This is a genomic window from Rhodococcus sp. ACS1, from assembly GCF_002300155.1.
GTDB classification, from domain to species: Bacteria; Actinomycetota; Actinomycetes; order Mycobacteriales; family Mycobacteriaceae; genus Rhodococcus_F; species Rhodococcus_F koreensis.
Genome location: NZ_NSDZ01000002.1, coordinates 105,174 through 117,994 on the forward strand (window position 1 = coordinate 105,174; position 12,821 = coordinate 117,994).

The window sequence follows — 12,821 nt, forward strand, 5'->3', positions numbered from 1 at the left end:
CAGCGGGCCGATCAGGTCCGCGCGGCGCGAAGCTCGCGCGGCAGTGCGAAGACCAGCGTCTCGTTGGCCGTGGTGACCGGCTGGACGTCGTGGAATCCGTGCTCGTCGAGCAGATCGATCACACCCCGCACCAGGATTTCCGGCACGGACGCGCCCGACGTGATCCCCACCGTCCGGACACCGTCGAGCCAGGCCGGATCCACTTCGCGGGCGTAGTCGACCAGGTACGACGCCTTCGCGCCCGCACCCAGCGCGACCTCGACGAGGCGAACCGAGTTGGAGGAGTTGCGGGATCCGACGACGATGACGAGATCACATTCGGGGGCCATCGCCTTGACCGCCACCTGACGGTTCTGGGTGGCGTAGCAGATGTCGTCGCTCGGCGGGTCCTGCAGACTCGGGAAACGCTCCCGCAGTCGGGCGACCGTCTGCATCGTCTCGTCGACGCTCAACGTGGTCTGCGACAACCAGATGACCTTCGATTCGTCGCGGACCGTCACGGCGTCGACGGAATCGGGGCCGTCCACGAGTTGCACGTGATCGGGGGCCTCGCCGGCCGTGCCCTCCACTTCCTCGTGGCCCTCGTGGCCGATGAGGAGGATGTCGAAGTCGTCGCGGGCGAAACGCTTGGCTTCCTGGTGGACCTTCGTGACCAGCGGGCACGTGGCGTCGATGGTGCGCAGATTGCGTGCGGCGGCCGATTCGTGGACCGCGGGAGACACGCCGTGCGCGGAGAACACGAGCAGCGCACCTTCGGGAACCTCGTCGGTCTCGTCGACGAAGACCACCCCCTGGTCGCTCAGCGTCTCGACGACGTGGCGGTTGTGGACGATCTCCTTGCGCACGTAGATGGGGGCGCCGTGCTTCTCGAGCGCCTTCTCCACCGTTTCGACGGCGCGGTCCACGCCGGCGCAGTAGCCGCGGGGCTCCGCGAGCAGTACGCGCTTCCCGCCGTCGGCACGCGACGCTCCCGAATCTGCCGAACGTGTGATACCCACATTGAGTGGAACAGCCGAAGACATGGTTCCAGACTACGGGTCACCCCGGACGGACGACACTTTCGCGGGGCCTCGGCGGGGTAGTGTGCGCATCGTCGCACCGAAGTCGTCGACGCTGTGGGCACGTCGGCTACCCAAACGTGCCGTTGTCAGGCAGGCTGTGGGAATGATTCGTCCCCCGTTCGTGGCGCGTGTCGCCGCCGGAATCGCCGTGACGGCCGTCGAAGAGGCCAGGAAACTGCCGACCACCGCGGCGACCCTGCCCATGACCGCGGTCAGTCAGGTGCTGCAGACCACGATGCGCGTTCAGCAGTCCATGACGGCACTGGCCATCAAGGGCGACCAGGCCTTCGCACTCATCAACTGGACCCACGACGACGAGCAGCCCGCCTGGGCCGTCTTCGACGAGGACACCGATCCGGCGCCCGGCGTCGACGGCGCCGCCGAGGAGCGGTCTGCCGGACCGGGCCGGTTCGCGCTGTACTCGCTGAGCCCGCAGGACGAGAGCGCACCCGAGAAGGTCTCGGCCCCGAGGGCGGCACCCGCCGCCACCAACGGCGCCGCCACCACGAAGACGGCGAGCAAGAAGCCCGCCGCCGCCCGGCCTGCCGTGGCCGAACCCGAGATCGCCGTGGTCCTCGACTACGGCACCCTGACCCTGGCCCAGTTGCGGGCACGTCTGCGCAACCTGTCCGTCGAGGACCTCACCGCGCTGCTGGACTACGAGAACGCGACCCTGGCCCGCGCGCCGTTCCAGACCATGCTGACCAACCGCATCACCACCGCCAAGGCCAAGTGACCTCCGCACAGCCCCGCGCAACCAGTACCGGACCGAGTACCGCCGAACAGCCGTGGCCGGTCCGCACCGTGTCGGCCAAGGTCGCACAGTGGATCGACCGGCTCGGGAGTGTCTGGGTTGAGGGACAGATCACCCAGATCAACGCCCGTCCGGGCACCCGGACGGCGTTTCTGGTGCTGCGCGACCCGTCCGTCGACATGTCGCTGTCGGTGACCTGCTCCCCGCAGTTGCTGCAGAACTCCCCCGTCCCGCTCACCGAGGGCAGCCGGGTGGTGATGTTCGGCAAGTTGTCGTTCTACACGGGCCGCGGATCGGTCTCGTTGCGGGTCACGGAGATCCGCGCGATCGGGATCGGTGAACTCCTGGCCCGGATCGAGCGGTTGCGCGCGCTGCTGGCCGCCGAGGGCCTGTTCGACCCTCGGCTGAAGCGTCCGCTGCCGTTCCTGCCCGGCACCATCGGGTTGATCACCGGTCGTGCGAGCGCCGCCGAGCACGACGTCCTCAGCGTGGCGGAACGCCGCTGGCCCGCCGTGCGCTTCGAGGTGCGCAACACTCCGGTGCAGGGCGCGACCGCGGTGCCGCAGATCCTCGACGCGTTGAAGGAATTGGACGCCGACCCGCACGTCGACGTCATCATCCTCGCGCGCGGCGGCGGCAGCGTGGAGGATCTGCTGCCGTTCTCCGACGAGACGCTGTGCCGGGCGATCGTCGCGTGCCGCACCCCGGTGGTCAGTGCCATCGGCCACGAACCGGACAGTCCGCTCAGCGACCACGTCGCCGACCTGCGGGCCGCGACACCGACGGACGCCGCCAAGCGGGTGGTGCCGGACGCCGTCGCCGAGCAGGCACTCGTCGGCGAACTGCGGTCGCGGAGCGCGGCCGCCCTGCGCAACTGGGTGCAGCGCGAGTCGCATCTGATCTCCCAGCTGCGCAGCAGGCCGGTCCTCGCGGACCCGTTGCGCGCACTCGACCACCGGTCGGACGAGGTCGAGCGGCTGCGGGAGGCCGGGCGACGCGACATCAGCCGGGCGATCGCCGCGGAGAGCACCACGATCGAGCACCTCCGGGCAAGGCTGACGACCCTCGGGCCCGCCGCGACCCTGGCCCGCGGCTACTCCGTGGTCCAGCGGATCGTGCCGGACGGCGACCCGGAGGTCCTGCGTTCGGTCGACGACGCCCCGCCGGGAACCCAGATTCGCGTTCGAGTCGCCGACGGCGCAGTCCGCGCCGCGGTGATGGGAAAGGACAAGTAGGAACATGAGCAACCCCACCGGAAACGACACCGACATCGCGGAGCTCGGTTACGAGGCGGCGCGCGACGAGCTCGTCGACGTGGTCAAGGTGCTCGAACAGGGCGGCCTCGACCTCGACGCGTCACTCGCGCTGTGGGAGCGCGGCGAGGCGCTGGCCAAACGCTGCGAGGAGCACCTCGCGGGCGCCCGCAAGCGCGTCGAGACTGCCCTCGCCCACGCCGAGGACGAGGGCTGACACTCGTCGTCAGGCGGCGAGGATCGGGGCGTCGGCCGCCGCGGTGGTGAGCTGCTCGAACGCCTCGGGTGACGCACTGCCCGTGACGAGGAGCCGGACGTCGCCGAAATCGGACACCCAGATCGGTTCGACACCCTCCCCGCCGTACACGATCCAGCTGTGACCGGCGACGTCCTCGGTGCCCGTCGCCGTCCGCGGACCACCCGCGACGAACGGCACGAGCACCGTCTCGACGGCGTTGCTCTGCGTCAGCTGGATGTAGCGGCCGGCCTCGGTGATGAATCCGACGGTGCTCGAATCGCCGCCGCCGTCACCGCTGACGATGCTGCGGCTGCCCGAGTTGGGCGTCCAGCCCTCCGGCGTCTCCGGCTTGCGGACCGGGAACGGCAGGTCCTGCGCGTCGTACTTCAGCGCCGCGTCCACGTCGAAGCTGGGAATCGGGCCGCTCGTGGGTCCGCCCGGGCTGAACGTGCACTGGCTGGCGATACCCGCGATCAGCACACAGAACAGGACAAGGGGTACGAGCGACCACACCATGTCGCGGTTGTTGTGCAGGATGCGGGGTTTATCAGATGCCACGCCCACCAGTATCCAGGGTCGGTCCCGGAACAACGATTCTCGGTCCCCTGATTCGCGCCCCAGCAGCGCACGTCACACATCTTTCTGGGAGAATCAGCAGCGAGATCCACCCGACACTCGGCGGCCGACGGCCACCGACACAGCGTCGACGTACAACGTCGACCGTGACTGCACCAGGAGGCACTGCCCATGACGGCTAGCACCACTTCGAGTCGCCGCGAGGCCCCGGACCGAAATCTTGCTCTGGAATTGGTCCGAGTCACCGAGGCTGGTGCGATGGCTGCCGGTCGCTGGGTCGGCCGTGGCGACAAGGAGGGTGGCGACGGCGCCGCCGTCGACGCCATGCGCCAGCTCGTGAGCTCGGTCTCGATGCGCGGCGTCGTCGTCATCGGCGAGGGCGAGAAGGACGAAGCCCCGATGCTGTTCAACGGCGAGGAAGTCGGCAACGGCGACGGACCCGAGTGCGACTTCGCCGTCGACCCGGTCGACGGCACCACCCTGATGGCGAAGGGCATGCCCAACGCGATCGCCGTCCTCGCGGTCGCCGAGCGCGGCGCGATGTTCGACCCGTCCGCGGTGTTCTACATGGAGAAGATCGCCGTCGGTCCCGACGCCGCCGATGTCATCGACATCACTGCGCCCGTCGCCGAGAACATCAAGCGTGTCGCGAAGGTCCGCAAGGCGTCCACCTCCGACGTGACGGTCTGCATCCTCGACCGTCCCCGGCACGCCGGACTCATCCAGGAGGTCCGGGACACCGGCGCCCGCATTCGCCTCATCTCCGACGGTGACGTCGCGGGTGCGATCGCCGCCGCGCGTCCGGACTCGGGCACCGACATCCTGATCGGCACCGGTGGAACCCCGGAGGGCATCATCGCCGCCGCCGCCATGCGCTGTATGGGTGGTTCGCTGCAGGGCCGGCTGGCCCCGACGGACGACGCCGAGCGGCAGAAGGCCATCGACGCAGGCCACGACCTGGATCGCGTGCTGACCACCGAAGATCTCGTGTCCGGTGAGAACGTCTTCTTCTGCGCCACCGGCGTCACGGACGGCGACCTTCTCCGCGGTGTCCGCTACTACGGTGGCGGCGCTTCGACGCAGTCGATCGTGATGCGGTCGAAGTCGGGCACCGTCCGCATGATCGACGCGTACCACCGTCTGGAGAAGCTGCGCGAGTACTCGTCCGTGGACTTCACGGGCGAGGACGGCGCCATCCCGCCGACGTTCTAGGACCTTCGGCCTCGTGCGCCTTTCCGGTAGCAGCAGCAACCGGAAAGGCGCACGGGGAGCACCCCCACGACGCGCTCGAAAGTGGCATGTTTGACGCATGACCGAGAGCAACGAGCAGCAGTACCGGATCGAACACGACACCATGGGCGAGGTGCGGGTGCCCGTGGATGCGCTGTGGCGCGCGCAAACTCAGCGCGCCGTCGAGAACTTCCCGATCAGCGGTCGAGGTCTCGAGCGCACCCAGATACGCGCGATGGGTCTGCTGAAGGCAGCCTGTGCGCAGGTCAACAAGGATCTCGGGCTCCTCGACGCCGAGAAGGCGGATGCCATCATCGCCGCGGCAGGCGAGATCGCCGAGGGCAAGCACGACGACCAGTTCCCCATCGACGTCTTCCAGACCGGTTCGGGCACCAGTTCCAACATGAACGCCAACGAGGTGATCGCGTCGATCGCCGCGGCGAACGGTGTGGTCGTCCACCCCAACGACGACGTCAACATGTCGCAGTCGTCCAACGACACCTTCCCCACCGCGACGCACGTCGCGGCAACCGAGTCGGCGGTGAAGGACCTGCTGCCCGCCCTCGACCACCTGCGCCTCGCCCTGCTTGACAAGTCCACCGAGTGGAAGACCGTCGTGAAGTCGGGCCGCACCCACCTCATGGACGCCGTCCCGGTGACCCTCGGTCAGGAGTTCGGCGGGTACGCCCGTCAGATGGAGGCCGGGATGGAGCGGGTGGTGGCCTGCCTTCCGCGGCTCGGTGAGCTGCCCATCGGCGGCACCGCAGTCGGGACGGGACTCAACGCCCCCGACGGATTCGGACCGAAGGTCGTCGCCGAACTGGTCAAGGCGACGGGCGTCGACGCCCTCACCCCGGCGAAGAACAGCTTCGAGGCGCAGGCCGCGCGTGACGGACTGGTGGAGGCTTCCGGCGCGCTGCGCACGATCGCGGTGTCCCTGACCAAGATCGCCAACGACATCCGCTGGATGGGGTCGGGTCCGCTCACCGGTCTCGGCGAGATCCGTCTCCCCGACCTGCAGCCCGGCAGTTCGATCATGCCCGGCAAGGTCAACCCGGTTCTCCCGGAGGCCGCCACCCAGGTTGCCGCACAGGTGGTCGGCAACGACGCCGCGGTCGCCTGGGGCGGTGCGGCGGGCGCCTTCGAACTCAACGTGTACATCCCGATGATGGCGCGGAACCTGCTCGAATCGCTGACGTTGCTGTCCAACGTGTCGCGACTGTTCGCCGACCGGTGCGTCGTGGGGCTCGTCGCGAACACCGAGCACCTCAAGACCCTCGCGGAGTCGTCGCCGTCCATCGTGACGCCGCTGAATTCCGCGATCGGGTACGAGGAGGCCGCGGCCGTCGCCAAACAGGCGCTGAAGGAGAAGAAGACCATCCGCGAGACCGTCGTCGACCGCGGTCTGATCGGCGACAAGCTGACCGAGGAAGAACTCGACAAGCGTCTCGACGTGCTGGCGATGGCAAAGGTGAAGGACTGACCCCGGCCGACGCGAGAGGGCCCGCACTCGAACCGAGTGCGGGCCCTCTCGCGTCGAAGTCCTACAGCAGCGCGGACAGCTCGTCGCGGGCCTTCTCGCCCTCGGTGCCGAGGTCGGTGCGTCCGGCGATGTTCCACGAGCGGAGCAGCGGGGCGAACACCTTCTCCCCCTGCTGGGCGGGGTCGTAGATGCCGGCCTCCGCGAGCACCGCGGTGCTGTCGGTTCCGCCGGGCAATGCCACGCTCGGCACGTCGAACGCGACGATCCGCGAGGCGATGGCGCGCATCGTCTGGTCGGGCACCAGCTCGAACGCCGCCTCGACGACGTTCCGGTAGAACAGCGACTGCAGTTCGTCGTCCGAGGCCAGCCGCTCGGCAATCACGGCTACCAGCGGGTCCTCACCGAGCGCGGCCGTGTTGTGATGACGCACGGCCGCGGCCTTCTCCTCGAATGCAGAGTTCGCGAGCATCTCGATCAGATGCATCGGCGGCATCGCGTAACCGCGGACCATCTCGTCCATCCGGGCGCGCTCGAGGGCGACGGGATCGACGGCGCGCGTCACCATCAGGTAGTTCCGGAGCACGATGGAGTGCCGGTTCTCCTCCGCGGTCCAGCGGCCGACCCAGCGCCACCACGGGCCCACCAGGGCCAGGTGCTTGGCGATCTCACGGTGGTATGCGGGCACGTTGTCGGCCACCAGCACGCCCACCGTCAGCGCGAGTGCCTCGACGTCGCTCAGGGTCGACTGATCTGCCGACCAATCCGTTCCACCCATGAACGCGAAGTTCTTGCCCTGGTCCCACGGAACCAGATCGTGCGGCTGCCAGCCGTCCGCCTCGGCGATGTGACGTGTGAGGTTTTCGTCCACCACCGGGGCCAGCTCACTGAGCAGCTGCGAGTCGTTTTTTTCAATCGGCATCCGCACACCGTAGCGTCCGCGGCCCGGAGCCGGGTCGACCACCGGTGGATTCGACGTGAACAACGCCGGCGTTGTGACGAAAACATCCAGGTCATGGTCCTGCGATCGTTAGGCTGACAGCTGACGGCTTCCCCGGGCCCGAGCGGAGGATCACCAATGCGCAGACTTCGGAACCTGACGATACTTCTCTCGGCTGTCGCTCTCGGCGGGTCACTCGTGACCGGATGCGGCTCCGACGCGGACGACGCAGGATCCGCCGACGCGTCCGGCGCCAATCCAACCTCGGAGTCCTCCGGCCCGCCCAACCCGGCCGCCGTCGCGGGCGTCGACATTCCCGACGGCCAGATCGACGATGCCGTGGGCCGCCTCGACGACCTGGCGAACGAGTTGATGGAGAGCTCCGGACTGCCGGGCATGGCGGTCGCCGTCGTCCACGGCGGGCAGACCGTCTACGCGAAGGGATTCGGGGTGCGCGAGGCGGGTACCGATCAGAAGGTGGACGCGGACACCGTGTTCCAACTGGCGTCGATGTCGAAGTCGGTGGGGTCGACGGTGGTGGCCCATCAGGTCGATGCCGGCGTCATCGGCTGGGACACTCCCGTGGTGTCCAAGCTGCCCGGTTTCGCCCTCGCCGACCCGTGGGTCACCGAGCACGTCACGGTGGGCGATCTGTACTCACACCGGTCGGGCTTGCCCGATCATGCCGGCGACCACCTCGAGGACCTGGGGTACGACCAGCAGCAGGTGCTCGACAAACTCCGGCTCGACCCGCTGAACCCGTTTCGGATCACTTACGAGTACACCAACTTCGGTCTCACTGCGGCGGCCGAGGCCGTCGCGGCGGCATCGGGGACGGATTGGGCGACGCTCTCCGAACAGGCGATCTACGGGCCGCTGGGAATGTCGTCCACGAGTTCGCGGTTCGCCGACTACGAGGCCCGCAGCGACCGCGCCGTCGCGCACCAACTCGTCGACGGCAAGTACGTCGCCGATGCGGTACGCAACCCCGACGCGCAGTCCCCCGCAGGCGGGGTGAGCTCGTCCGTCAACGACATGGGCAAATGGCTGGCAATGCTGCTGGCCGACGGAACGTTCGAGGGCAAGGAGATCGTCTCCCCCGAGGCGCTGCAACCGGCGGTCAGTCCTCAGATCGTGTCCAGCCCACCGCGTTCGATGGACAGCCGTCCGGGATCGTACGGTTACGGGTTCAACGTCTCGACCACCCCGGCCGGCCGGGTCTCCCTGAGCCACTCCGGCGGGTTCCAGCTCGGGGTGGCGACGAACTTCGTCGCGATACCGTCCGCCGACGTCGCGATCGTCGCGCTGACCAACGGGTCGCCCATCGGAATTCCCGAGACCCTCACCGCCGAGTTCGCCGACCTCGTCCAGTTCGGGGAGATCCGCGAGGACTGGAGATCGTTGTATCGGCAGGCCATCTCGCCGATGTCCGAGCCCGAGGGCAGTCTCGTCGGCCAGACGGCCCCCGCGAATCCGGCGCCACCGCAGCCGCTGCCGACCTACGCGGGCACGTACAACAACCCGTACTGGGGGCCCGCGGTCGTCACCGAGAGCAACGGCGCGCTGACGCTCGGGCTCGGGCCCGCCGGGCAGACGTACCCCCTGACCCACTGGGAAGGCGACACCTTCACCTTCACGCTCAGCGGGGAGAACGCCCCGCCCGGAACCATCTCGAAGGCCACGTTCGCCGGCAACGACGTCACACTCGAGTACTACGACACCGAAGGCACGGGGATGTTCGTCCGCTGAGCCGACACAACCGACGGGGAGAAGATCATGAACACGAACTCGCATGCACCGACGGGAACCGATCGCACGGAGACGGCGGATATCCAAGTGGTCCGGGCATTCCTGGACGCCCTCGTCGCCGGCGATCCGGACACCGCGCAGCAGTATCTCCACGACGACATCATCTGGCACAACGTGTCGCTGCCGAAGATCCGCGGCATCGGCGCCGTCATGCGGATCTTCCGCGGAATGAGCCGTCCCGGTTTCGGATTCGACGTGCGCCTGCACCACATCGCCGGCGACGGAACGGCCGTGCTGACCGAACGCACCGACGTCCTCATCTACAAGCGGCTGCGCAGCGAATTCTGGGTGTGCGGCACGTTCGAGATGAGGGATGGCAAGATCGCCGTCTGGCGCGACTACTTCAGCAACCGGGATGTCCTCTGGGGCACCCTCAAAGGCATCGTGCGCGCGTTCTGACATATCCGCCCGATGTCACCTCGGTTCGTTTCGGACCGTGGCGACATCGGGCGGATCACGCTGCAGGGCAGTCGCCTACGGCGTCGGCCCGAACTCCTCCAGCATCTCCGTCACGAGCGCCGCGATCGGCGAACGCTCACTGCGGGTCAACGTGATGTGCGCGAACAGCGGATGCCCCTTGAGCTTCTCGATCACCGCGGCCACACCGTCGTGACGTCCGACCCTCAGGTTGTCGCGCTGGGCGACGTCGTGGGTGAGGATCACCCGGGACCCGGTACCCAGCCGGGACAGCACCGTGAGCAGCACGTTGCGTTCGAGCGACTGCGCCTCGTCCACGATCACGAACGAATCGTGCAGCGACCGTCCGCGAATGTGCGTGAGCGGCAGCACTTCCAGCATGCCGCGGCTGATCACCTCGTCCATCACCTCGGTGCTGGCCAGGCCGTCGAGAGTGTCGAAGACCGCCTGGGCCCAGGGACCCATCTTCTCGCTCTCACTGCCCGGCAGATAGCCGAGTTCCTGGCCGCCCACCGCGTAGAGCGGCCGGAAGACAACGACTTTCCGCTGAGTGCGACGCTCGAGCACCGCCTCTAGTCCCGCCGTCAACGCCAGCGCCGACTTTCCGGTGCCCGCCTTGCCGCCGAGCGACACGATGCCCACACTGTCGTCCAGCAGGATGTCGAGGGCGATCCGCTGCTCGGCCGAACGTCCGTGCAGGCCGAACGCCTCCCGCTCCCCCCGCACCAGCTGCACCCGCTTGTCGGCGTTCACGCGGCCCAGTGCACTCGACGAACCACCCAGCAGCCGAATACCCGTGTGGCACGGAAGCTCCCGGGCCTCCTCCAGATCGACGACGCCTTCGGAGAACAGCTCGTCGATCGATGACGACGCCACATCCAACTCGGTCATCCCCGTCCAACCCGACGGAACGACGTCGTGGGCGTGGTACTCGTCGGCCGGGAGGCCCACCGCACCGGCCTTCACCCGCAGCGGGATGTCCTTGCTGACCAGGACGACGTCACCGCCCTCGGCCTCGAGGTTCAATGCGCAGGCCAGGATCCTCGAATCGTTGCTGTCCGTGCGGAATCCGACCGGCAGAACCGACGGGTCGGTGTGATTCAGCTCGACCTGCAGGGTGCCGCCGTCCGTGCCGATCGGCACGGGCTGGTCGAGTCGACCGTACTCGAGACGGAGGTCGTCGAGCATGCGCAGCGATTCTCTTGCGAACCATCCCAACTCGTGGTGATGCCGCTTCCCTTCGAGCTCGCTGATCACGACGAGGGGAAGCACCACGCGGTGCTCGGCGAACCTGGTGACGGCCCAGGGGTCGGACAGCAGTACGGAGGTGTCGAGTACGAACGTACGCACTGCAGAATCCGAAGATTTCCTGGGGGCGACGGACGACTGTCCGGCGCGGGCTGAGACGGAGCGTGAAGCAGTCACGTTGGCTCCTAGGTCTGCGCGGCACCCGCGCAAACTCGGTTCGCTGGACCGGTCCGTCCCTGGTGTGTCACCACACGAGGGCCGGGCGCCGGCCCCCTCGCACTGAGTGTGTCAGCCACGATCAGGACCTCCCGTACAAGCAACTTCCCCGCTGCCTGTTACCCCCGACGGTACTGCCAAACACGCCGATCGGCTGACCGAGCGGCGGGCGTGTCGGTGAACAACTGGTTACACGGAGAAGGCGCTTCGCGCCCGTGCGCCTTTCTGGTTGCTCCAGCTACCAAAAAGGCGCACGGGCGGCGGAGCCGCCTAGATCAGGCGCCAGTCCTCGAGACCCTCGTACAGCGGGAAGTCGGCGGCGAGCTTCGACACGCGGGCCTTCAGCGTCTCGACGTCGGACGCACCGGCGAGCGCGGTGCCGATGATGTCGGCGACCTCGGTGAACTGCTCGTCGCCGAATCCGCGGGACGCGAGCGCGGCGGTGCCGATCCGGAGACCGGACGTGACCATCGGCGGGCGCGGGTCGAACGGCACGGCGTTGCGGTTGACGGTGATGCCGACCTCGTGGAGGAGGTCCTCACCCTGCTGGCCGTCGAGCTGCGAGTTGCGCAGGTCGACGAGCACGAGGTGCACGTCGGTACCGCCGGTGAGGACGCTGACGCCCTTGTCCACGACATCCGAGCCGGTCAGGCGCTCGGCGAGGATCTTCGCACCGGTGAGGGTGCGCTGCTGACGGTCCTTGAACTCGTCGGTGCCTGCGATCTTCAGGGAGACGGCCTTGGCGGCGATGGCGTGCATCAGCGGCCCACCCTGCTGACCGGGGAACACGGCGGAGTTGAGCTTCTTCGCCCACTCCTGCTTGGCCAGGATCAGACCGGAGCGGGGCCCGCCGAGCGTCTTGTGGACGGTGCTGGACACGACGTCGGCGTAGGGCACGGGCGACGGGTGCAGCCCGGCCGCGACCAGGCCCGCGAAGTGCGCCATGTCGACCCACAGGTACGCGCCGACCTCGTCGGCGATCGACCGGAACGCGGCGAAGTCCTCGTGCCGCGGGTACGCGGACCAGCCGGCGACGATGACCTTCGGCTGCGCGGCGACGGCGATCTTGCGGACCTCGTCCATGTCGATGCGGTGGTCTTCCTTGCTGACACCGTACGACTCGACGTCGTAGAGCTTGCCGGAGAAGTTCAGCTTCATGCCGTGCGTGAGGTGGCCGCCGTGCGCCAGGTCGAGGCCGAGGAGCTTCTCGCCCGGGTTCATCAGGGCCATCAGGACCGCCGCGTTGGCCTGCGCGCCGGAGTGCGGCTGGACGTTCGCGAAGTCGGCGCCGAACAGCTCCTTCGCCCGGGTGCGGGCGAGGTCCTCGACGACGTCGACGTGCTCGCAGCCGCCGTAGTAGCGGCGTCCCGGGTACCCTTCGGCGTACTTGTTGGTGAGGACGCTGCCCTGCGCCTGGAGGACGGCACGGGGAACGAAGTTCTCCGAGGCGATCATCTCCAGCGTGTCGCGCTGACGGGCCAGCTCACCTGCCATGGCCTGGGCGACTTCGGGGTCGAGTTCGGCGAGGGGGGCCGTGTTGACGTCGGTACCGGGCACAGCGGTCATCGAGGAATCTCCAAGCTGGATGCGGAAACGAAT

General features: G+C 68.2%; 12 protein-coding genes. 7 read left to right on the forward strand and 5 right to left on the reverse strand.

The window, feature by feature from the left end:
• Positions 1-11: 11 nt before the first annotated feature.
• Entirely contained in the window at positions 12-1,022 is a 1,011-nt protein-coding gene (locus CJ179_RS07790) for a 4-hydroxy-3-methylbut-2-enyl diphosphate reductase (protein ID WP_072940657.1), read from the reverse strand.
• A gap of 142 nt (positions 1,023-1,164) precedes the next feature.
• On the opposite strand from CJ179_RS07790, the gene CJ179_RS07795 reads away from it, so the two are divergent.
• The 3 genes from CJ179_RS07795 to CJ179_RS07805 are packed head-to-tail and all read left to right on the forward strand — an operon-like array spanning position 1,165 to position 3,285.
• A complete protein-coding gene (locus CJ179_RS07795; protein ID WP_072940660.1) occupies positions 1,165-1,797 on the forward strand; it encodes a lipid droplet-associated protein in 633 nt (210 codons plus the stop codon).
• On the forward strand, positions 1,794-3,050 hold the full coding sequence (xseA, locus tag CJ179_RS07800; protein WP_095861121.1) for an exodeoxyribonuclease VII large subunit: 1,257 nt from the start codon (positions 1,794-1,796) through the stop codon (positions 3,048-3,050). Before CJ179_RS07795 ends, xseA begins: the two co-directional genes overlap by 4 nt.
• Before the next feature lie 4 nt (positions 3,051-3,054).
• Positions 3,055-3,285 (forward strand): exodeoxyribonuclease VII small subunit, encoded by a 231-nt coding sequence (locus tag CJ179_RS07805; protein WP_015889667.1) that lies wholly within the window; start codon positions 3,055-3,057, stop codon positions 3,283-3,285.
• Positions 3,286-3,294: 9 nt separating this feature from the next.
• On the opposite strand, the gene CJ179_RS07810 is transcribed toward CJ179_RS07805, so the two are convergent.
• Positions 3,295-3,864: a DUF4245 domain-containing protein gene (locus CJ179_RS07810; RefSeq protein WP_009479114.1), complete on the reverse strand. Its 570-nt coding sequence runs from the start codon at positions 3,862-3,864 to the stop codon at positions 3,295-3,297.
• Between the two features lie 189 nt (positions 3,865-4,053).
• Between CJ179_RS07810 and glpX the strand changes: the two genes are divergently transcribed.
• Both glpX and CJ179_RS07820 read left to right on the forward strand, forming a co-directional pair.
• Positions 4,054-5,094 (forward strand): class II fructose-bisphosphatase, encoded by a 1,041-nt coding sequence (glpX, locus tag CJ179_RS07815; protein ID WP_072940665.1) that lies wholly within the window; start codon positions 4,054-4,056, stop codon positions 5,092-5,094.
• Between the two features lie 97 nt (positions 5,095-5,191).
• Positions 5,192-6,595 (forward strand): class II fumarate hydratase, encoded by a 1,404-nt coding sequence (locus CJ179_RS07820; protein ID WP_072940668.1) that lies wholly within the window; start codon positions 5,192-5,194, stop codon positions 6,593-6,595.
• Between the two features lie 61 nt (positions 6,596-6,656).
• On the opposite strand, the gene CJ179_RS07825 is transcribed toward CJ179_RS07820, so the two are convergent.
• Positions 6,657-7,514: an acyl-ACP desaturase gene (locus tag CJ179_RS07825; protein ID WP_095861413.1), complete on the reverse strand. Its 858-nt coding sequence runs from the start codon at positions 7,512-7,514 to the stop codon at positions 6,657-6,659.
• 156 nt (positions 7,515-7,670) lie between these two features.
• On the opposite strand from CJ179_RS07825, the gene CJ179_RS07830 reads away from it, so the two are divergent.
• Both CJ179_RS07830 and CJ179_RS07835 read left to right on the forward strand, forming a co-directional pair.
• Positions 7,671-9,281 (forward strand): serine hydrolase, encoded by a 1,611-nt coding sequence (locus CJ179_RS07830; RefSeq protein WP_095861122.1) that lies wholly within the window; start codon positions 7,671-7,673, stop codon positions 9,279-9,281.
• 27 nt (positions 9,282-9,308) lie between these two features.
• A complete protein-coding gene (locus tag CJ179_RS07835; protein WP_095861123.1) occupies positions 9,309-9,740 on the forward strand; it encodes a limonene-1,2-epoxide hydrolase family protein in 432 nt (143 codons plus the stop codon).
• A gap of 75 nt (positions 9,741-9,815) precedes the next feature.
• Here CJ179_RS07835 and CJ179_RS07840 read toward each other — a convergent pair whose 3' ends face one another.
• The gene (locus CJ179_RS07840; RefSeq protein WP_072940675.1) at positions 9,816-11,183 is read right to left on the reverse strand and encodes a PhoH family protein; all 1,368 of its coding nucleotides are present in this window, start codon (positions 11,181-11,183) and stop codon (positions 9,816-9,818) included.
• Positions 11,184-11,492: 309 nt separating this feature from the next.
• Positions 11,493-12,788: a serine hydroxymethyltransferase gene (gene glyA, locus CJ179_RS07845; protein ID WP_095861124.1), complete on the reverse strand. Its 1,296-nt coding sequence runs from the start codon at positions 12,786-12,788 to the stop codon at positions 11,493-11,495.
• Positions 12,789-12,821: the final 33 nt, after the last annotated feature.